This is a genomic window from Streptomyces sp. NBC_01016 (genome assembly GCF_026341035.1).
Classification (GTDB): domain Bacteria; phylum Actinomycetota; class Actinomycetes; order Streptomycetales; family Streptomycetaceae; genus Streptomyces.
Genome location: NZ_JAPEOQ010000001.1, coordinates 2,772,929 through 2,791,995, shown reverse-complemented (window position 1 = coordinate 2,791,995; position 19,067 = coordinate 2,772,929). Strand labels below are relative to the sequence as shown.

24 protein-coding genes are annotated in these 19,067 nt (G+C 70.3%); 9 read left to right on the top strand and 15 right to left on the bottom strand.

Annotated features, from left to right (window positions below):
* Window positions 1-4: 4 nt before the first annotated feature.
* The 7 genes from OG746_RS13060 (at window position 5) to OG746_RS13030 (ending at window position 3,816) form a co-directional block, all read left to right on the top strand.
* A complete protein-coding gene (locus OG746_RS13060; RefSeq protein WP_266714668.1) occupies window positions 5-196 on the top strand; it encodes a mobile element transfer protein in 192 nt (63 codons plus the stop codon).
* Window positions 197-206: 10 nt separating this feature from the next.
* The gene (locus OG746_RS13055) at window positions 207-362 is read left to right on the top strand and encodes a hypothetical protein (protein WP_266714667.1); all 156 of its coding nucleotides are present in this window, start codon (window positions 207-209) and stop codon (window positions 360-362) included.
* 26 nt (window positions 363-388) lie between these two features.
* The gene (locus OG746_RS13050; protein ID WP_266714665.1) at window positions 389-712 is read left to right on the top strand and encodes a SpdD-like protein; all 324 of its coding nucleotides are present in this window, start codon (window positions 389-391) and stop codon (window positions 710-712) included.
* 87 nt (window positions 713-799) lie between these two features.
* Window positions 800-991 (top strand): hypothetical protein, encoded by a 192-nt coding sequence (locus tag OG746_RS13045; RefSeq protein WP_266714664.1) that lies wholly within the window; start codon window positions 800-802, stop codon window positions 989-991.
* Window positions 984-2,357, top strand: coding sequence for a replication initiator protein RepSA (repSA, locus tag OG746_RS13040; protein WP_266714662.1), 1,374 nt, complete (start codon window positions 984-986; stop codon window positions 2,355-2,357). Before OG746_RS13045 ends, repSA begins: the two co-directional genes overlap by 8 nt.
* 2 nt (window positions 2,358-2,359) lie before the next feature.
* A complete protein-coding gene (locus OG746_RS13035; RefSeq protein WP_266714660.1) occupies window positions 2,360-2,554 on the top strand; it encodes a helix-turn-helix transcriptional regulator in 195 nt (64 codons plus the stop codon).
* Window positions 2,554-3,816 (top strand): tyrosine-type recombinase/integrase, encoded by a 1,263-nt coding sequence (locus tag OG746_RS13030; protein WP_266714658.1) that lies wholly within the window; start codon window positions 2,554-2,556, stop codon window positions 3,814-3,816. The genes OG746_RS13035 and OG746_RS13030 overlap by 1 nt, the downstream gene beginning before the upstream one ends.
* Window positions 3,817-3,970: 154 nt before the next feature.
* Here the strand turns inward: OG746_RS13030 and OG746_RS13025 are convergent, their stop codons facing one another.
* Window positions 3,971-4,186 carry a DUF6243 family protein gene (locus tag OG746_RS13025; RefSeq protein WP_266714656.1) on the bottom strand — a complete coding sequence of 72 codons (216 nt, stop codon included), beginning with the start codon at window positions 4,184-4,186 and terminating at the stop codon, window positions 3,971-3,973.
* A 311-nt stretch (window positions 4,187-4,497) separates the two neighbouring features.
* Between OG746_RS13025 and OG746_RS13020 the strand changes: the two genes are divergently transcribed.
* The gene (locus OG746_RS13020) at window positions 4,498-5,475 is read left to right on the top strand and encodes a pyridoxal-phosphate dependent enzyme (RefSeq protein ID WP_524540462.1); all 978 of its coding nucleotides are present in this window, start codon (window positions 4,498-4,500) and stop codon (window positions 5,473-5,475) included.
* 11 nt (window positions 5,476-5,486) lie between these two features.
* Here the strand turns inward: OG746_RS13020 and OG746_RS13015 are convergent, their stop codons facing one another.
* From OG746_RS13015 to rpsB, 6 genes are all read right to left on the bottom strand, one after another.
* The gene (locus OG746_RS13015) at window positions 5,487-6,149 is read right to left on the bottom strand and encodes a YceI family protein (protein ID WP_266714654.1); all 663 of its coding nucleotides are present in this window, start codon (window positions 6,147-6,149) and stop codon (window positions 5,487-5,489) included.
* Window positions 6,150-6,311: 162 nt separating this feature from the next.
* On the bottom strand, window positions 6,312-7,544 hold the full coding sequence (locus OG746_RS13010) for a phosphatidate cytidylyltransferase (protein ID WP_266714652.1): 1,233 nt from the start codon (window positions 7,542-7,544) through the stop codon (window positions 6,312-6,314).
* A gap of 32 nt (window positions 7,545-7,576) precedes the next feature.
* Complete coding sequence (gene frr / locus OG746_RS13005; protein ID WP_266714650.1) at window positions 7,577-8,134, bottom strand: ribosome recycling factor; 558 nt, start codon at window positions 8,132-8,134, stop codon at window positions 7,577-7,579.
* Window positions 8,135-8,291: 157 nt separating this feature from the next.
* Entirely contained in the window at window positions 8,292-9,062 is a 771-nt protein-coding gene (pyrH, locus tag OG746_RS13000) for a UMP kinase (protein WP_266714648.1), read from the bottom strand.
* A 171-nt stretch (window positions 9,063-9,233) separates the two neighbouring features.
* Window positions 9,234-10,070 (bottom strand): translation elongation factor Ts, encoded by an 837-nt coding sequence (gene tsf / locus OG746_RS12995; RefSeq protein WP_266714646.1) that lies wholly within the window; start codon window positions 10,068-10,070, stop codon window positions 9,234-9,236.
* Window positions 10,071-10,190: 120 nt separating this feature from the next.
* Window positions 10,191-11,135: a 30S ribosomal protein S2 gene (gene rpsB, locus OG746_RS12990; RefSeq protein ID WP_266714644.1), complete on the bottom strand. Its 945-nt coding sequence runs from the start codon at window positions 11,133-11,135 to the stop codon at window positions 10,191-10,193.
* Between the two features lie 289 nt (window positions 11,136-11,424).
* Here rpsB and OG746_RS12985 point away from each other — a divergent pair, with 289 nt between their 5' ends.
* Window positions 11,425-11,970 carry a M23 family metallopeptidase gene (locus OG746_RS12985; protein WP_266714642.1) on the top strand — a complete coding sequence of 182 codons (546 nt, stop codon included), beginning with the start codon at window positions 11,425-11,427 and terminating at the stop codon, window positions 11,968-11,970.
* A 146-nt stretch (window positions 11,971-12,116) separates the two neighbouring features.
* Here OG746_RS12985 and OG746_RS12980 read toward each other — a convergent pair whose 3' ends face one another.
* The 8 genes from OG746_RS12980 to lepB all read right to left on the bottom strand — a co-directional run bounded on the left by OG746_RS12980 (window position 12,117) and on the right by lepB (window position 19,004).
* On the bottom strand, window positions 12,117-12,674 hold the full coding sequence (locus tag OG746_RS12980) for a TetR/AcrR family transcriptional regulator (RefSeq protein ID WP_266718911.1): 558 nt from the start codon (window positions 12,672-12,674) through the stop codon (window positions 12,117-12,119).
* A 137-nt stretch (window positions 12,675-12,811) separates the two neighbouring features.
* Complete coding sequence (gene whiG, locus OG746_RS12975) at window positions 12,812-13,654, bottom strand: RNA polymerase sigma factor WhiG (protein ID WP_266714640.1); 843 nt, start codon at window positions 13,652-13,654, stop codon at window positions 12,812-12,814.
* A gap of 351 nt (window positions 13,655-14,005) precedes the next feature.
* A complete protein-coding gene (dprA, locus tag OG746_RS12970; protein WP_266714638.1) occupies window positions 14,006-15,172 on the bottom strand; it encodes a DNA-processing protein DprA in 1,167 nt (388 codons plus the stop codon).
* Between the two features lie 85 nt (window positions 15,173-15,257).
* Window positions 15,258-16,877, bottom strand: a complete 1,620-nt coding sequence (locus OG746_RS12965) for a YifB family Mg chelatase-like AAA ATPase (protein ID WP_266714636.1) — start codon at window positions 16,875-16,877, stop codon at window positions 15,258-15,260.
* Complete coding sequence (locus OG746_RS12960; protein WP_266714634.1) at window positions 16,877-17,254, bottom strand: YraN family protein; 378 nt, start codon at window positions 17,252-17,254, stop codon at window positions 16,877-16,879. Before OG746_RS12960 ends, OG746_RS12965 begins: the two co-directional genes overlap by 1 nt.
* 143 nt (window positions 17,255-17,397) lie before the next feature.
* Window positions 17,398-17,706 carry a DUF2469 domain-containing protein gene (locus OG746_RS12955; RefSeq protein ID WP_008737534.1) on the bottom strand — a complete coding sequence of 103 codons (309 nt, stop codon included), beginning with the start codon at window positions 17,704-17,706 and terminating at the stop codon, window positions 17,398-17,400.
* A 55-nt stretch (window positions 17,707-17,761) separates the two neighbouring features.
* Window positions 17,762-18,274 carry an NUDIX hydrolase gene (locus OG746_RS12950; RefSeq protein ID WP_266714632.1) on the bottom strand — a complete coding sequence of 171 codons (513 nt, stop codon included), beginning with the start codon at window positions 18,272-18,274 and terminating at the stop codon, window positions 17,762-17,764.
* A complete protein-coding gene (lepB, locus tag OG746_RS12945) occupies window positions 18,267-19,004 on the bottom strand; it encodes a signal peptidase I (protein ID WP_266714630.1) in 738 nt (245 codons plus the stop codon). The genes OG746_RS12950 and lepB overlap by 8 nt, the downstream gene beginning before the upstream one ends.
* Window positions 19,005-19,067: the final 63 nt, after the last annotated feature.

Sequence of the window (19,067 nt, the reverse complement as noted above, 5' to 3'; positions counted from 1 at the left end):
CGACATGCCCGCCCGCGACCACTTCCACTCCGTGATGCAGATCGGCCCCGTCCAGGTCGGAACCCACCGCGACCGCCACGGCCGCACCAAGCACGCCGCCGTGTGCACCGCCGACCGCTGCGGCTGGTCCTCGGACTACTCCAGCCAGTCCGCCGCCCAACTCGCCGCCCGCACCCACCGCTGCCGCGTCCGCTGAGGAGACCGCCATGGACGTCCCGCTCTGGTTCTTCGTCGCCTGCGTCGGCCTGGTCGGCATCAAGCTCATGCGCCCGCCCTGGTGGCTCGTCGCCCTCCTGCTCCTGGGCGGCTACCTCCTCGCCGACAGCATCCTCGCCCCGGTCATCGACACCGCCGTCAAGTAACCGCCCACGGAAGGGAGTACGTCCCGATGCTGCGTCCCAAGGTCCCGTCCATGCCCGTGCCGACCGGCCAGGTCACCCCGCCCGCCGTCGTCGAGCCGACCGCGATCACGCACCCCACCCCGGCAGCACCCGCACAGCCCGCCGCCCCGGCTCCGACCTCGACCCGCCCCACGATCCAGCTCACGCCCGGCGCCCTGATCACCCTCGTCGTCGGCGGCACGGGCGTCGTCCTGGTCCTCGGCACCGTCCTGGTCTCGCTGCTCCTGGCCGTCGCCATCACCGCCGGATCGACCGCCATCACCGCGCTCGTCATCCGCTCGCTCATGAACTCCGAGCACAAGCGCCGCTGACCGGCCCCCGGGCGGCCTGAAACCGCCAAGTCTCCACCGCCCGGGAGCCGTCCCCAACCGATCCAAGCACCGGAAGGAACCCCCAGCATGACGCACCGAACCCACCGCCCGTCCCGGATCTGCGCCGCCTGCGACGGCTTCGCCTCCGTCGCCATCACCCTCGGCGGCCGTGACCGGCACGGCCACCTGCGCACCATCACCGCCGACTGCCCGTCCTGTGACGGCACCGGCTTCGTCGTCCTCCGCACCCGCACCGCGCAGGAGGGCGCCCGTGTCTGACACGCTCCTCGACCCGACCACCCTCGGCGACCTGCTGAGGGTGGCTTCGGCCGCCGACTTCGACCGCTGGCAGGACCAGATCCAGCGCACCGGCGGCTGCTCCGACCCGATCCACCTCACCGGCTGGACCCTCACCAAGGACAAGACCACCGGCGAGACCCTGCACCACTACTCCACCGAGACCGAACCGGGCGGCCGACTCCGCCTCGCCTGCGGCAACCGCCGCGCCTCCCGCTGCCCGTCCTGCGCCTTCACCTACGCGGGCGACACCTACCACCTCATCCGCGCGGGCCTGGCCGGAGACGACCGCCGCGACATCCCCTCCACGGTCCGCGACCACCCCCGCGTCTTCGCCACGCTCACCGCCCCGTCCTTCGGCCCGGTCCACAACCGCCCCGACTCCGGCACCTGCCGCTGCGGCACCCGCCACGCCGCCGACGACCCCGCCCTCGGCACGGCCCTGGACCCGACGACGTACGACTACGCCGCCGCCGTCCTCTTCAACAACCACGCGGGCGACCTGTGGATGCGCTTCACGACCCGCCTGCGCCGCGAGATCGCCGCCCGCGCCGGAGTCACCCAGCGCGAACTCAAGGAGTCGGCCCGCCTCTCGTACGGCAAGGTCGCCGAGTTCCAGAAGCGCGGAGCCCTGCACTTCCACGCCGTGATCCGCATCGACGGCCCGGAAGGACCCGAGACCCCGCCGCCGTCCTGGGCCACGGTCACGCTCCTCGCCGACGCGATCCACGCCGCCGCCAGCCACAGCTACACGTCGATGTCGATCCCGGCCGCCGAGGACGAACCGGCCCGCACCTTCCGCTGGGGCACCCAACTCGACGTACGCCCGGTCAAGGCCTTCGGCGACGGCTCCGACATCACTGAACAGGCCGTGGCCGCCTACGTCGCCAAGTACGCCACCAAGGCCGCCGAGACCACCGGCACCCTGGACCGCCGCATCGGCGAACTCTCCGAACTCGACCGCCACCAGGTCCCCGACCACACCCGCCGCCTCATCGAGGCCTGCAAGCACCTCGACCCGCTCTACCCGGACCGCCGCCTCTGGGCCTGGGCCCACATGCTCGGCTTCCGAGGCCACTTCTCCTCGAAGTCCCGCCGCTACTCGACCACCCTCGGCGAACTCCGCCAGGCCCGCGCCGACTTCCGCGCCGCCCAGGAACGCGAAGCCCTCGGCACCCCGGACTTCGAACCGGACACCGTCCTCGTCCTGGCCGACTGGCAGTACGCAGGTCACGGCCACACCCCCGGCGAATCCGCCCTGGCCGCCACCATCGCCCGCGGCCTCCAACTCAACCGCGAAACAGCCCGCGAAGCCCTCGCCGACCTGACTGCCGAGAAGGAGTGGTGACCATGCAGCACGCCTTGCCCGAGCGCTACCTGACCCCGGTCGACGTCGCCGAGCTCCTGGCCGTCCCGGTCGAGACCGTCTACCAGTGGCGCCGCAAGCGCACCGGCCCGAAGGGCTTCCGCGTCGGCCGGCACCTCCGCTTCGACCCCGCCGACGTACGCGCCTGGGTCGAGTCTCAGATGGCGGTGGCTGCCTGATGGCCGGACACATCCAGGACCGCTGGTTCAAGGTCGAGCCCGGCCCGAACGGTAAGCCCGTCAAGGTCAAGAGCGACCGCCACGGCCTCGGCCTCCGGTACCGCGCCCGCTACGTCGGCCCGGACGGCACGGAGAAGTCCAAGAGCTTCCCGGACCGACAGAAGCGGCTCGCGGAGCAGTGGCTGACCGACATTGCGTCGGACATGTCGCGCGGCTCCTACATCGATCCTCGCGCCGCCCGGATCACGTTCAAGAAGTACGCCGAGAAGTGGCTGAAGGCCCACACCTCGGACCTGTCCAGCCAGATCGTCACCGAGCAGCGCCTACGCCTGCACGCGTTCCCGGTCATCGGCACACGACCGCTGGACTCATTCCGCCCCGAGCACATCCGCCAGCTCACGAGCGCCCTGGAGGCCAACCCAGCCGTGAGCGGTGCCTATGCCCGCAACATCTACGGCGACGTTCGTGCCGTCCTGAGCGCGGCCGTGGACGACGGCCTCCTGTCCCGGAACCCGTGCTCTGCGAAGTCCGTGCGCCCGCCGACTGCCGAGCGCCGCCGCGTTGTCCCGTGGCTGGCCACACAGGTTCAGGCGGTTCGTGAGGCGCTCCCCCACCGGTACCGGACCATGGTGGACACCGGTGCCGGATGTGGGCTCCGCCAGGGAGAGATCGTGGGGCTCGCCGAGGACGCGATCGACTTCGAGGCCGGCATCCTGCACGTGGTCCGCCAGGTGAAGCTCATCCGGGGCACGGCCGTGTTCGCCCCGCCCAAGTGCGGCAAGGAGCGGGACGTCCCGCTGCCGTCGTACGTCGCTGAGGCGCTGCGGCTCCACATGGACGCCTTCAAGCCGGTTGAGATCACGCTGCCGTGGCGGAAGCCGGACGGCCCGAAGGTCACGGCTCGTCTCCTGTTCACGAACGAGGCGAACGGGATCGTGTGGCGCAGCAACTTCAACGCCCATGTCTGGAAGCCCGCTCTGGCGCTCGCTGGGCTCATCCCGGACGCCGGACCCGACGGGAGGTACGTCTCGGCTCGCGAGCACGGCATGCACGCCCTGAGGCACTTCTACGCGTCCGTCCTCCTCGACGCCGGAGAGAGCATCAAGGCCGTGAGCCAGTACCTCGGCCACACCGACCCGGCGCTGACGCTCCGCGTGTACGCGCACTTGATGCCGTCGAGCCAGGAGCGCACGCGCAACGCCGTCGACCGGGTGTTCCTACCGCCGCCTCCTGAGCCTGACGGCCCAGAGACGGCCCAGTAAGCCAAAACAGGCCCCTGATCCGCGCCAAACGCGCAGGTCAGGGGCCTTTTTGATGCCGGGTCACTGTCAGTTCTCCGGGCTTAGGCATAGCGCATCCAGTGTCGCAGACAAATGGGGGTGACCTGTGGTCGTCGCCCTGGACGCCAGTGGTGCGTCAGCTCTGTGCGGTGTCGTCGCCCGCCTGCCCGGTGCCCTCGGCTGCGCCTGCCTTCTCGCGCATCTTGCGCACAAGCTCAGCCTTCTGGTCGGCCGCGCGCTGGCGGTCGAGGTTGCGGTGCGGACCGTTGTTCTGGCGTTCGGCGCGGGACTGCTTCTTGCGCTGGCCGCCGCCCTGGCCCATGGGGTTGTTGATGTTCTTGCTGTCGGTCACGGGTTCTCCCGGCGGTGATGTGAAGTATCTACGGATTCATCGGTGGGGGACGGGCGGCGACATCGAAGGACGTCGGCAGGGGCCCGTCACGCTCTCACTCGTAAATCGGCGTCTGGAAGAACATGACAAGGACATTACCCGGTTCCGTCGACCCCGCGCACCGGCCTTTTCGGGTCCCCCGGCGTCGACCGGGCCTTCGGTGAGCGCCCGCGGACGGACGGCCTGGCGAGCCCCGGCTCCCCCTGGACACCGCCGCGTGGGGTCAGCAGTGTGATGCGGTGCAGCCGCGAGGGCCGTGGCGCGTGAATCGTATGCGGGAGACGGATGTGTTGATCACTGTCGCGGACGTGGAAGCCGAAGCCGAGCGGATCGCAGGGCATGTCGTCCGGACCCCGACGGTGCCGAGCCCCGGGTTGTCCGCACTGCTGGGCGTGCCGACCACCGTGAAGCTGGAACTGCTGCAGCGCACCGGCTCGTTCAAGGCCCGCGGCGCGACCGCGAAGCTGCTCACCCTCACCAGGGCCGAGCGTGCCGCCGGAGTCGTCACGGTCAGCGGAGGCAACCACGGCATCGCCCTGGCCGTCATGGCGGGGATGCTGGATGTGAAGGCGACCGTCGTGATGCCGCGCTCCGCCCCGGCCGGCGCCAGAGACGTCGCGGTGGCCGCCGGAGCAAGCGTCCACATCGCCGACACCATGGACGGCGCGTTCGCCCTCGTCGATGAACTCAGGGACGCGGGACTCACCCTGGTCCACCCCTTCGACGACCCCACCGTCATCGCCGCCCAGGGCACGGTCGGCCTGGAGTTCGCGCAGGATGCCGGGGACCTCACCGACGTACTCGTCAGCATCGGCGGCGGCGCGCTGGCCGCCGGCGTCGCCACCGCACTGCGCGCACGACGTCCTGGAATCCGCGCGTGGGGCGTGGAGACCGAAGGTGCCCGGGCCATGTCGGCAGCCCTGGAGGCTGGAGGGCCGGTCCCGGTCGAGTTGTCCTCGATCGTCTCGACGCTCAGTGCCCCCAGCGCCTCCCAGCTCACCTACGAGCACGCTTCGGCCCTGCTCACCGACGTCCTCACGGTGACCGATGCCGAAGCGGTCCAGGGCACCCTCGACCTGGCCGACCACGCGAAGGTCTGGGCCGAGCCCGCCGCCGGGTGCCTGCTGCCCGGCGCCCGCCAGGTACTGCAACGCGTCGGCGAGGACGCCCGCCTCGGCCTGGTGATCTGCGGCGGCAACGCGACCACCGCCGATGTGAGCGCCTGGGCCGAACACCTCGGCCTCCGGTGACTCCGCCCGCCTCAGCGCCCCGACGGCGTACGGATGGCCGCGATGTCGAACTGGAGGCGGACCTTTTCGCTGACCATGTTGCCGCCCTGGGCGAGGCGGGCGTTGTACGTCAGGCCCCAGTCGGTGCGGTTGATGGTGGTGGTGCCGTCGAAGCCGACGCGTTCGTCGCCGAAGGCGTCCGTGACGAAGCCGATGTAGGTGAGTTCGAGGACGACGGGGCGGGCGATGTCCTTGATGGTGAGGTCGCCGTGCATCCGGTAGACATCGTCGCCCGCCAGTTCCACGGCGGTGCTCTTGAAGGTCATCCGCGGGTACCGGGAGGCGTCCAGGAAGTCACGGCCCACCACGTGGGCGTCCCGCTGCTCGACACCGGTGTCGACGCTCGCCGTGGCGAGGACGAGCTCGGCGGAGGAGCGGGACGGGTCGTCACCGTCGAAGTAGAGGCGGCTCTGGTACTCCGCGAAGGCGCCGCGCACGGTCGTCACCATGGCGTGCCGGACGGAGAACCCGATCCTGCTGTGCGCGGGGTCGACCATCCAGGTGCCGGTGAGCGCCGCCATGGAAGGGTCGTGACCGGCCGGGTCGGGCAGTACTGCGGTGCCGGTGCCGGCGGCCCCCGGAGCAGCGGATCCCTCTGCGCGCCGGGATGAGAAGCTGCGACCGAAAATGTTCATGAGGCATGTTGTTACTTGAGCGTAAAGAGCACCCGCAAGCCCCCCTCGACGAACCCGCCCACCTTCGCGAACAGGTCTTCACAAGTCCCGTCCTGGCACATACGGAGAGCCCCCGTCCGGTTACGGACGGGGGCTCTCACGGGGATCTCGCGTGGGTGTTCTTCAGGAACCGACGAACAGCACCAGGAGCAGCCAGACGACCGGGGCCGTCGGCAGCAGGGAGTCGAGCCGGTCCATGATTCCGCCGTGGCCCGGCAGCAGCGTCCCCATGTCCTTGATCCCGAGGTCCCGCTTGATCATGGACTCGCCGAGGTCGCCGAGGGTGGCGCTGGCCGCGACGCAGGCGCCGATGACGAGGCCCTGCCACCACGTGCCGCCGTCCACCAGGAACTGCATGCACAGCACGCCCCCCACCATGGCGAACGACACGGCGCCGACCAGGCCCTCGCGGGTCTTGCCGGGGCTGATCCGCGGCGCGAGCTTGTGCTTGCCGAAGCGCCAGCCGACCGCGTACGCCCCGGTGTCGCTGACGACGGTCAGGATCAGGAACGTGAGGACCCGCCACTCCCCGCCGTCCGCGGCGAGCATCATCGCCACGAAGGTCGCGAGGAACGGCACGTAGAAGGCCGCGAAGACCCCCGCCGTGACGTCCTTGAGGTAGCCCTCGGGAGGCTCCGTCATGCGCCATACGAGGACGGCGAGCGCGGTCAGCGCCATCGCCACCCAGGCGCCCTCGGCGCCCCGTACATACCCGGCCACCACCATGGCCGCGCCGCCGACGGCGAGCGGCACGAGCGGCGCCTTGATGCCCTTGCGCTCCTCGAGCCGCGAGGTCAGCTCCCACAGGCCGACGACGACGGCGACCGCTATCACGCCGACGAACACGGCCTTGACGATGAAGAGCGAAGCGACGATCACCGCGCCGAGCCCGACACCGACGCCTATGGCGGCCCCGAGGTCCCGGCCCGCGCTCTTCTTCTTGGGCGGTTCGGGCTGCGAGGACCCCGAAGGCTCCGCGGACCGGTCGGGCTCCGCGGGCCCCGAGTGCCGCCCGGCCGACTCCGGCCGGCCCGGCGCCTCGTCGCGGAACAAGGGACCACTCAGCCGAGCGGCCCCCCGGTCGTCCTGGTCGTCGCCCCTTCCGTCACCAGAAGGCGTATCAGGCATATCGGGCACGATGGGCATGGGCCGAGTCTCATCGACCGCGTGCCGTTCGTACGCGGGACCCGCCGGAGCGCGCCCGTGGTCGTACGACGGTCCTTGGTTGTACGACGGCCCTTGGCCGTACGCCGGCACCTGCCCGTACGCGGGCCCCTGACCAGGGGCGGACCCTTGGCCGTCGGTCGGGCCCCGATGTCCGGGCCCGGTCGGCGCACCCCAGGAAGAGTCGTTCACGGATTCCTCGAACCTCGATCTTCCGCGCTCGCTCAGACTTCGAGCAGCTCGGCTTCCTTGTGCTTGAGCAGCTCGTCGACCTGGGCCACGTACTTCGTGGTGGTGTCGTCCAGTTCCTTCTCGCCGCGACGGCCCTCGTCCTCGCCGATGTCGCCGTCCTTGATCGCCTTGTCGATCGTGTCCTTGGCCTTGCGGCGCACGGAGCGGATGGAGACCTTGGCGTCCTCGGCCTTGGCCTTGGCGACCTTGATGTACTCCTTGCGGCGCTCCTCGGTCAGCTCGGGGAACGTCACACGAATGATGCTGCCGTCGTTGCTCGGGTTGACGCCGAGGTCGGAGTCGCGGATCGCCTGCTCGATGTTGCGCAGCGCGCTCTTGTCGAACGGGGTCACCACGGCCATCCGCGGCTCGGGCACCGAGAACGAGGCCAGCTGGTTGATCGGCGTCAGCGCGCCGTAATAGTCGGCCACGATCTTGTTGAACATCGCCGGGTGCGCACGGCCTGTGCGGATCGCGGCGAAGTCCTCCTTGGCGACGACGACGGCCTTCTCCATCTTCTCCTCGGCCTCGAGGAGGGTCTCTTCGATCACCACTTGCTCCTGCGTGTCTTGAGTGAGGCCCGGCCGGGCACGGGGGCGCGGTCGGCTGCGTCGCGTGTCTTTCCTGCACGGTGTCCGACCGGCAGGACATTGTCCATCCCTCAGGAAACCTTCGAAGACACGGGGTTCCCAGGGAGACGGGAGGGTGTCAGGCGCGGGTGCCCTGCTCGCCCACAAGGGTCCCGATCTTCTCACCCTTGACCGCACGGGCGATATTGCCCGACGTGATGAGCTCGAAGACGAGGATCGGCAGCTTGTTGTCGCGGCACAGGGTGATCGCGGTCATGTCGGCGACCTTCAGGTCGCGGGTGATGACCTCGCCATAGCTGAGTCCGTCGAACTTCACGGCCTCGGGGTTGGTCTTCGGGTCCGAGTCGTAGACGCCGTCGACACCGTTCTTGCCCATGAGCAGCGCCTGGGCGTCGATCTCCAGGGCGCGCTGCGCGGCGGTCGTGTCGGTGGAGAAGTACGGCATGCCCATACCGGCGCCGAAGATGACGACGCGGCCCTTCTCCAGGTGACGCACGGCGCGCAGCGGGATGTACGGCTCGGCGACCTGACCCATCGTGATGGCGGTCTGCACGCGGCAGTCGATGCCCTCCTTCTCCAGGAAGTCCTGGAGGGCCAGGCAGTTCATGACCGTGCCGAGCATGCCCATGTAGTCGCTGCGGGCACGGTCCATGCCGCGCTGCTGCAGCTCGGCGCCGCGGAAGAAGTTGCCGCCGCCGATGACGACGGCGAGCTGCCAGCCGTCGCGTACGACTGCCGCGATCTCACGGGCAATGGCGTGCACCACGTCGGGGTCGACGCCCAGACCCCCGCCCCCGGCGAACGCCTCGCCGGAAAGCTTCAGCAGAAAGCGCCCCGCGCCTTTGCCTTCGTCGCTCTTGTCACCGTTGTCGGCCTGGGTGGTGGTCATGGGATTCTCGCCTCTTTTGCTTGGCACACATACGAAGAAGGCCATTGCCGGTGGGGTGGTTCGCATCCCATGCGCGGCAATGGCCTCCTCGTCACAACTGCGGTCGTCCGGCACGTTCCCGAACGACTGCTGTCGACCCTAGCGGGGTCTCGCGTCTGGCGCGGTACGGACTCAGATGCCGACCTTGATGCGCGAGAAGCGCTTCAGGGTGACACGGGCCTCCTGGAGGACCTTCTCGACGGACTTCTTGTTGTCGAGGGCGTACGGCTGACCGAGCAGCGTGGCCTCCTTGAAGAAGCCGTTGACGCGACCCTCGACGATCTTCGGGAGCGCGGCCTCCGGCTTGCCCTCGGCGCGCGTGGTCTCCTCGGCGACGCGACGCTCGGACTCGACGATCTCGGCCGGAACGTCCTCACGGGTGAGGTACTTCGGCGCGAAGGCGGCGATGTGCTGCGCGATGCCCTTGGCCAGCTCGGCGTCGGCCTTGTCCAGCTCGACCAGAACACCGATCTGCGGGGGCAGGTCGGGCATGGTGCGGTGCATGTAGGCAGAGACGTACGCGCCCGAGAACTGCGCGAAGCGGTCCAGGACGATCTTCTCGCCGAGGTTGGCGTTGGCCTCGTCGACGAAGGCCTGGACGGTCTTGCCGGCCTCGATCTCGGAGGCGAGCAGCGCCTCGAGGTCGGCCGGGGACGTCTTGGCGACGTGGGCGACCAGCTGGTCGGCGACGGCCTGGAACTTCGGGTTCTTGGCGACGAAGTCCGTCTCGCACTTCAGCTCGACGATGACACCGGAGGTGTTGTCGTCGGCGATGAGGGAGACGACCGCGCCGTTCTCGGCGGAACGGCCCTCGCGCTTGGCGACGCCCTTCTGGCCCTTGATGCGCAGGGCCTCGACGGCCTTGTCGACGCTGCCGTCGGCCTCGTCGAGCGCCTTCTTGCAGTCCATCATGCCGGCGCCCGTGAGCTCGCGGAGCTTCTTGACGTCAGCGGCGGTGTAGTTCGCCATGATCCTGGTTTTCTCTCTACGAAGTCTGAAGCAGTGTGAGAACGAAGGTGACGGTCACGGGTGAAGGCGGGGGTCGTAGTCGACCCCCGCCGTCACCTCATGAAACCGATCCCGTACGGGTCAGGCCTGCTCGGCGTCCGCGGCCGGAGCCTCGGCGGGGGCAGCCTCGACCGGGGCAGCCTCGACCGGGGCCTCGGCGGGGGCGGCAGCCTCGGCGGCCGGAGCCTCCTCGGCCTTCTCCTCGGTCTTCGCCTCGGCCTTGTCGTCGGCCTTGTCGTCGGCCTTCTTCTCGCCCTCGAGCAGGTCGCGCTCCCACTCGGCGAGGGGCTCGCCGGCGGCCTTCTCGCCCGGCTTCTGGTCGCCCGTGGCCACGCCGGAGCGGGCGATGAGGCCCTCGGCGACGGCGTCGGCGATCACGCGGGTGAGCAGGGTGACGGAGCGGATCGCGTCGTCGTTGCCCGGGATCTTGTAGTCGACCTCGTCGGGGTCACAGTTCGTGTCGAGGATCGCGACGACCGGAATGTTGAGCTTCCGGGCCTCGCCGACAGCGATGTGCTCCTTCTTGGTGTCCACGATCCAGACGGCGCTGGGCACCTTGGACATCTCGCGGATACCACCGAGGGTCTTCTCCAGCTTGGCCTTCTCGCGCGACAGCACGAGAAGCTCCTTCTTGGTGAGACCGGACGCGGCGACGTCCTCGAAGTCGATCTGCTCGAGCTCCTTGAGGCGCTGCAGACGCTTGTAGACGGTCGAGAAGTTGGTGAGCATGCCGCCCAGCCAGCGCTGGTTCACGTAGGGCATGCCGACGCGGGTCGCCTGCTCGGCGATCGCTTCCTGCGCCTGCTTCTTCGTACCGACGAACATGACCGTGCCGCCGTGGGCGACGGTCTCCTTGACGAACTCGTAGGCGCGGTCGATGTACGACAGCGACTGGAGAAGGTCGATGATGTAGATGCCGTTGCGCTCCGTGAAGATGAAGCGCTTCATCTTCGGGTTCCAACGACGGGTCTGGTGACCGAAGTGGACGCCGCTTTCCAGCAGCTCCCGCATCGTGACGACGGCCATGGCCGTACTCCTTGTGTTTTCTCGGTTGTTTCCTGACGCCCACTGCGTGTGCCTGCCGCGTACGCTCGCGCTCTTGCGAGGCGGTCGTACGGGACCGATAGGCCACTGACACGAAGCCTGTGAGGCCCGGTGTCGGGGCGTGCGAAGTCGATCCGGTGGGCCGGATCGCCACATGAAGTGTACGGGACCCGCGAGGTACCGGGTGACGCCGCTGTCCACAACCGTTCGGTAGTCCACGTTTCCCGGCCATGATCCCTTCGGATCCGCTCCTCGGTGGAACCTGAGCGCCATGCGAAAACTACTCACGGTGACGGTCGCGCTGTTCGTGCTGCTGGCCTTCCCGTCCTCGGCACGAGCGGGGGACGCCCGCCTGTGGCCGGTGGGCGAGCGGCCCGCGGTGGTCCGCGCCTGGGCGCCTCCGGCGACGCCCTACGGCCCCGGCCACCGCGGGGTCGACCTGGCGGCCCCCATCGATGCCCCCGTACGCGCGGTGACCGACGGACGGGTCTTCTTCGCGGGCGGGATCGCGGGCAGAGGCGTGGTGTCCCTGGAGCTCCCGGACACCGGCGACCCGCCTCTCCGCACGACGTACGAACCGGTGACACCGACGGTCCGCAAGGGCGAGGAGGTCACCGCCGGCGAGGTGGTGGGCACCCTCCAACTCCCCACGGGCCACTGCCCACTCGCCGCCCCGTCGTGCCTGCACTGGGGCCTGCTTCGGGGCGACACATACCTGAATCCGCTGACACTCCTGGACCCGTCGCTGATGCGCGGGGGACGTTCGAGGCTGCTGCCGGTGTGGGGGTGGGAGTGGCCGGGCGCGCTCCTCGGCTGAGGCCGGGCAGGTAGCCGGGCGCGCTCTTCGGCTGAGCCGGGCGGGTAGCCAGGGGCACTCGTCGGCTGAGCCGGGCGGGTAGCCAGGGGCACTCGTCGGCTGAGCCGGGCGGGTAGCCAGGGGCACTCGTCGGCCGAGCCGACCGCTCAGCCGCGGACGCCCCGCAGCGCCATCCCCACGGCCGCGTCCACGATCACGCCGGGCTCCTCCGCGGCCCCCAGCTCGATCCTGCGCACGGCCGCGTCCACCACACCCTGGACCAGCATCGCGGCGAGCCGGGGCTGCGCATGCCCCATCTGCTCGAGCGCCTCGACGATCATCGCGACGAGACCGCCGTGCGCGGCCCGGATCTTCTCCCGCGCCCCGGCGTCCAGCTCACTCGCGGAGATGGCGACGACCGCCCGGTGCCGCCGGTCCCCCACCAGCGCCAACTGCTCCCGCACATACGCCTCGACCTTGCCCTCGGGCGCCTCGGCCCGCGCCATCCCGGCCTCGACCTCCGCGGCCCACACCGGAAAGTCGACCTCGCACAGCTCCTCGACCACGGCCGCGCGCGACTTGAAGTATTCATAGACGGACGAGCGCGCAAGCCCCGTCCGTTCCGCGAGCGCGGGAAACGTCAGCGCGTCCGTCCCGCCCTCGGACAGCAGGGAACGCGCAGCGTCCAGAAGGGCGCCGCGCTGCATCGACCGGTGCTCGGCCACGGAGGCCGCTCGAATCCTAGGCACGTCTCCACTTTACGAAGATGCGGCCCGCGACGGGAGTCGGCCGCTTCAAGGAGCCCCGACCGGAGGCAGGCACGCGGCAGGCACGATTCGCCGCACCGCCGGATCGCGGCCCCTCAGCGCCCGAAACTCGCCAGCTTCGCCCGCAGCTGCAGCACGGACTTCGTATGGATCTGACTGACCCGGCTCTCCGTGACCCCGAGCACATTGCCGATCTCGGCCAGCGTCAGACCCTCGTAGTAGTAGAGCGTGACGACGGTCTTCTCGCGCTCCGGCAGCGTATTGATCGCCCGCGCCAGGAGGCGCCGCAGCTCCCGGTCCTCGGCGACCTCCACCGGATTGTCCGCGGCGTGGTCCTCGAGCGTGTCCAGGACGCTGAGCCGGTCGCTGCCGCCCTCACTGCCGACGTGCAGCAGCTCCTCGAGCGCCACCACGTTCGCCAGCGACAACTGACTGAAAACCGCGTGCAGTTCCTCGAGCGCGACCCCCATCTCCGCGGCCACCTCGCTCTCCGAAGGAGTGCGCCGCAGCTGGGCCTCGAGGGTGGCGTAGGCGCGCTCCACGTTGCGCGCCTTCTGCCGCACGGACCGGGGAATCCAGTCGAGCGCGCGCAGTTCGTCGATCATCGCGCCGCGGATCCGGGTGATCGCGTACGTCTCGAACTTGATCTCGCGCTCGATGTCGAACTTCTCGATCGCGTCGATGAGCCCGAAGACCCCGGACGAGACGAAGTCCGCCTGCTCCACATTGGGCGGCAGCCCCACGCTGACCCGGCCCGCCACATATTTCACCAGCGGCGAGTAGTGCAGGATCAGCTGCTCCCGCAGCCGCTCGTCGCCCGTCGCCTTGTACGACCTCCACAGCTCCTCGAGGGAGGAGGGAGCCGGAGGCCGCACGCTGGAGCCGCGCGCGGCGGGGGGTACCGCCGCCCGGTCGGACCCTGAGGTGTGTTGTGGCATGCGCCGCCTTGTGCCGTTCTGCTGCTGCGTACCCGGGAAACCGAGGGTGCTTGACGTACTGGTCGCTGTGATCGCTCTGCCTGTGAAGATGCCGTGTTGCCCGTCTGGTGATGACTGGTACCGAGCTACCCACCTGAATTCCGGATGGAGGGGACGAACCCGGATCCTGGTGAGCGTAGCGTGACTGGAGCGTCGCAGTGTGCGAAGGGTGGGAGATCGTCGTTGCGCAGATACGTTCCCTTCGTCGACTCGCGTGGACGGTTCCGTCGCCCCGGCCGATCACGATGGAGCGCCAACTGCCGGAATTGCCAAGGTCATCGGGGGGTCATCCGGACGGCGCAACGCAGCGCGTCAGAACAGCTCCCCTCCGGGAAAGACAGATTCGATCGCCTGGCGTGTCAACTGCCAGCCCTCGCCGTGTCGTTCGACGAACCCCAAAGAGCGCAGTTCGTACAACCTCCCGATCGTCTCGTCCCGACTCGTCCCCGCCCCGCGGCCGGCCTCGGCGACGCTGCACACCCCGCGCGCAGGGAGCGCGGCGAGCACCCGCGCCGCACCGGGTGGCAGCAGATCGCGGGGCAGCACCGGCCCACGCCTCTCCGGCGCGAGCTCGCCCATCTCCCCGACCAGCTCCACGACTTCCGCCGCATCGGTCACCAGCACCGCTTCCTTCCGCAGCAGTTCATGCACTCCCGCGGAGACGCTGCTGGTCACGGGCCCCGGGACGCCCATCGCGTGCCGCCCGAGGCGCTGCGCCCAACGGACCGTGCCCAGCGCTCCGCTGCGATAGGCCGCCTCCACCACGACGGTGCCTCTGGTGAGCGCGGCGATCACCCGGTTCCGGAGGATGAACCGGCTGGGCGTCGGATGATCCCCGGGCGGCAACTCCCCGATCACGAGTCCCTGTTCCGCGACCCGGTCGATCAACTGGGCGTGCCCCCGCGGATAGATCCGGTCGATGCCGCAGGCGAGCACGGCCACCGTCGCCCCGGTCGCCCCGAGCGCCCCACGATGCGCGGCGGCGTCGACCCCGTAGGCCCCGCCCGAGACCACGACCCAGCCCCGCTCGGCGAGCCCGGCCCCGAGGCTCGCGCCCATCCGCACCCCGTAGTCCGTGCAGGCCCGCGCGCCCACCACGGCCACCGAGCGCAGCGCCCACATCCGCAGGCTCGGCCCGCCCCGCACCCAGAGCCCGATCGGCCGCCCGTCCCCCAGGTCGTCCAACTGCCCCGGCCACTCGGCGTCCCCCGGACACACGAACCGCGCCCCGGCCGCCGCCGCCCGCGCCAGATCCCGCTCGGCGGGCGGCGCGTCCCCGGCCCGTGCGACCAGCCCCGCCCAGCGCCCGGACCGCACCCGGGGCAAGGGCTCACCCGTCTCACCCGCCTCGATGCGCCGCACCGTCTCCACGGCCCCGAACTCCCGCAGCCACTGCCCGGCGACCTCCCAGCCCGGCTCCACGATCCGCGTGAGCCGCACCCGCGCAAGCCGCACTTCGTCGCCCCCTTCCACACCCATCACGCCCCGCCCTCCCTCAACACCGCCGCCCCATGCGGGGCCCGGGCCCGCGCCGGCGACACGGACACCGCAGCCCCGCCCCCCGTCACGACCCCGCCCCGATCGTCATCGGCACCCCGCGCGAGATCCCGGTTCGTAGTTGCAGCGCGAGTGCCACGTCCTGGGCGAACGGGCGGTCACGGCCGGCGAGGTCGGCCACGGTCCAGGCCACCCGCAGCACCCGGTCGAGACCGCGCGCGGTGAGGAAGCCGCGCTCCAGGTCGAGCTCCGCCTCGTCGAGGGCGCCGGGAGCGGCGGGCCAGCGGGTGCGCAGGGCGTGGCCCGGCACCTCGCTGTTGGTCCGCCACGGGGTGTCCGCGAACCGGGCCGCCGCCCGCTCCCTGGACTCCCGCACCCGGTCCGCGACGACCTTGGTGCTCTCGCCCCGCGGCCCGTACCCCGCCAACTCGTTGCGCGTGACGGCGTCCACCTCCACGCGGAGGTCGACCCGGTCGAGCAGCGGCCCCGAGAGCCTGGCCTGGTAGCGGCGGACCGTGGCCGGCGGGCAGTCGCACTCGCCGCCCAGCGCCCGGTACTGCCCACAGGGGCAGGGGTTCGCGGCAAGAGCCATCAGGAACCGCGCGGGCAGCCGTACCACCCCGGCGCTGCGCGCGATCACCACATGCCCCGCCTCGAGCGGCTGGCGCAGGGCATCGAGCGCCTTGCCGCTGAACTCGGGGGCCTCGTCGAGAAACAGGACGCCCCGGTGCGACAGCGACACCGCGCCGGGCCTGGCCATCCCCGGCCCGCCCCCGACGAGGGACTGCATGGTCGCCGAGTGGTGCGGGGCGCAGTACGGCGCGGTGTCGATCATCGACTTGCCCGGCGGCAGCATTCCCGCGACCGAGTGGATCGCCGTGACCTCCAGGGCCTCCTCACGGGTGAGGGGCGGCAGGATGGCGGGCAGCCGCTCGGCCAGCATCGTCTTGCCCGCACCCGGCGGCCCCGACAGCATCACGTGGTGTCCGCCCGCCGCCGCGACCTCGATCGCCGTGCGGGCGGACAGCTGCCCGACGACCTCCGAGAGATCGATTCCCTGCCCGTCGTGCGCGGAGCCGCCGAGACCCGTGCCGACACCGCTGCCGGGCATGCTCAGGCCGGCGAGCAGTGGATCGGGCCGCCCCGGCTCGTCCGCCTCCTCCTGCGGCACCGGCTCGTCCGTGAGCACGGCGATGAGCTGACGCAGGCTGCGCACGCCGAGGACCGATACGCCCGGCACGAGAGCCGCCTCGCCCGCCGTGCACTCGGGGACCACCACCTGCTCGTAACCGGCGTCGGCCGCCGCGAGCACGGCCGGGAGCACGCCCCGCACCGGCCGCACCCGCCCGTCCAGGCCCAGCTCCCCGATCATCACGATGTCGGCGAGGGCCTTGGGGTCGATCCGCTCGGCGGCGCCGAGCACGGCACAGGCGACGGCCAAGTCGAAGCCCGAACCGCCTTTGGGCACGGACGCCGGGCTCAGCCCCACCGTGAGCTTCTTCTGCGGCCAGTCGCCCCCGGAATTGACCACCGCAGCCCTGACCCGGTCGCGGCTCTCCGTGAGGCTCTTGTCCGGCAGCCCCACGAGCGTGAACGCGGCGATGCCCGGCTCCAGGTCCGCCTGCACCTCGACGACGACGCCCTCGACTCCCACGAGGGCCACGGAACACGTACGCGCGAAGCCCATCAGGACACCCCTCGCGCATGCTCGACGCAGGGCGCTCCGCGCTCAGGCAGCAGCACGCCGATGAGATCGATGCGGACGCCGCCGGGCGGCGCTCCCCCGTGCTCCTGCACCCAGCGCTCGGCGAGATCGCGCAGCCGCGCCGCCTTGACCGGTGTGATCGCGGCCATCGGGTGCTCGAAGGCCCCGGCCTCGCCGCTCTGTCCGCTGCGGGTCTTGACCTCGCACACGACGATCGCGTCGCCGTCCCGCGCCACGATGTCGATCTCGCCGGACCTGCCCGCGCGCCAGTTGCGCGCGAGCACCGTCATCCCGGCCTCGGTCAGCCGCCTCGCGGCCAGATCCTCGCCGTACTTCCCCAGTGCTCCCCGTGCGTTCACGTCGGCACCACCTCCGGCACCCACGCTGACGCCCGGGCAGCAAAGAAGTGGATCTTGGTGAACTACCTACGGGTTGTGGAAAACTCCGTCACCCGCCGCCCAGCACCGGTCCCCCGCCACCGCCGCGCACCCCACAGGCCGGATCAGCTGCCGGGAAGCTCCAGATCAGTCTTGTTCAGCTCCTCGATGTTCACGTCCTTGAACGTAAGCACCCGGACCTGCTTCACGAATCGAGCAGGCCTGTACATGTCCCAGACCCAGGCATCCGCCATCGACACTTCGAAAAACACCTCGCCCTGGACCGAGTGCACCTGCATCTCGTAGTCATTGGTGAGGTAGAAGCGCCGTTCGGTCTCGATCACGTATTTGAACAGACCGACGACGTCGCGGTACTCCCGGTAGAGCTTCAGCTCCATCTCGGTCTCGTACTTCTCGAGGTCCTCGGCGCTCATGGCATGTTCCCCTTCAGCCGTGCGTCCCCCTATTGTGCGCCAGCCTCGTGCGCCTCTAGACGATTTCCGTGTCGAGGATCTCGGGCCGGCTCGGGGGACCTTCGTCGAGCAGCCGCTTCAGCAGCCCGGCGAGTCTGGTCGGATACACCGTCTCATGCGCCTCGACCAGTTCCCGGCACGTCCACCAGCGTGCTCCCGCGACACTGCGGCGTTCCAGGTCGGTCAGGCCCGTCCCCTTGAGCTCTCCAAGCTCCGCCGAAGCCGTCTTCGTACGGGCCAGGAAGTACCACTCGTCCTGATCCCAGCGCCGACCGTCGAAGGGGAAGGAGCAGATCCGCTGCCACAGCACAGGCCCCAGTTCGACGTCGGTGATGCCGGTCTCCTCTGCCAGTTCCCGCAGGGCGGCCTCTTCACGCGTCTCGTCGCCCTCCAGGCCGCCGCCCGGCGTGAACCACCAGTCGTCCGCCGTGTCGCCCGGCTCGTGCCCGTGCAGGAGCAGGATCCGCTCCTCCGGGTCGAGCAGCACGACGCGGGCGACCTTCCGCAGTTCACGGCCGGGTTCAGACACGGGCCGGTTCCGGGGACACGCCGCGCGAGCGCCGCGAGCGCTTCGCGATCGGCCCGTACGCCGCTCCGCCGAGCACCAGCACCGCGCCCGCCACGATGGCCGCCAGCACCGTCTTCACCGGCCCCGGCTGCGAGATGCCACCCGGCAGCGCCTCGAACCCGGTGGGCTTCTGCATCGACGCCATGGGCCACGCCAGAGCGTCCACGCGGCCCTGCACGGCGCCGCGCTCCACCGAGCCGTTCTCGCTGTCGCCGATGTGCGCGCTGGAGTCCAGGGAGTCGGCGCGGTGGTCACCGAGCAGGAAGAGCCGACCCTGCGGGACGGTCGTGGTCTTGATGCCCGTGAGCGAGGCGCTCTCGCCCTTCGGGAGGTACGGCTCGTCGATCTGCTTGCCGTTCACGGTCAGCTTGTTGTCCGTGCAGCAGGCGATCTTGTCACCGCCGACGGCGGCCACGCGCTTGACCATCGGAACGTTTCCCCAGGACGCCTCCTGGAAGACGACGACGTCGCCGCGCTTGACCTCGCTGCCGTCGATCCGCTCCGCGAGCACCCGGTCACCCGCCTTGATCGTCGGGTCCATGGAGTCGGTGGGCACGGTGTACGGCTGGTACAGAATGGCGCCCCAGACGAACCCACCCAGGAACAACACACAGCCGAGGGCCACGGCTATGCCGGACAGCGCGCTGCCGACCTTGCCGTGACCCTCATTCGTACGACGCGTCCTGCTCATCCCAGTTGCTCCCGCGGTTCGGAGAAGTCGATCTCGTCGAACCAGCCCCGGAACGGTGCGGAC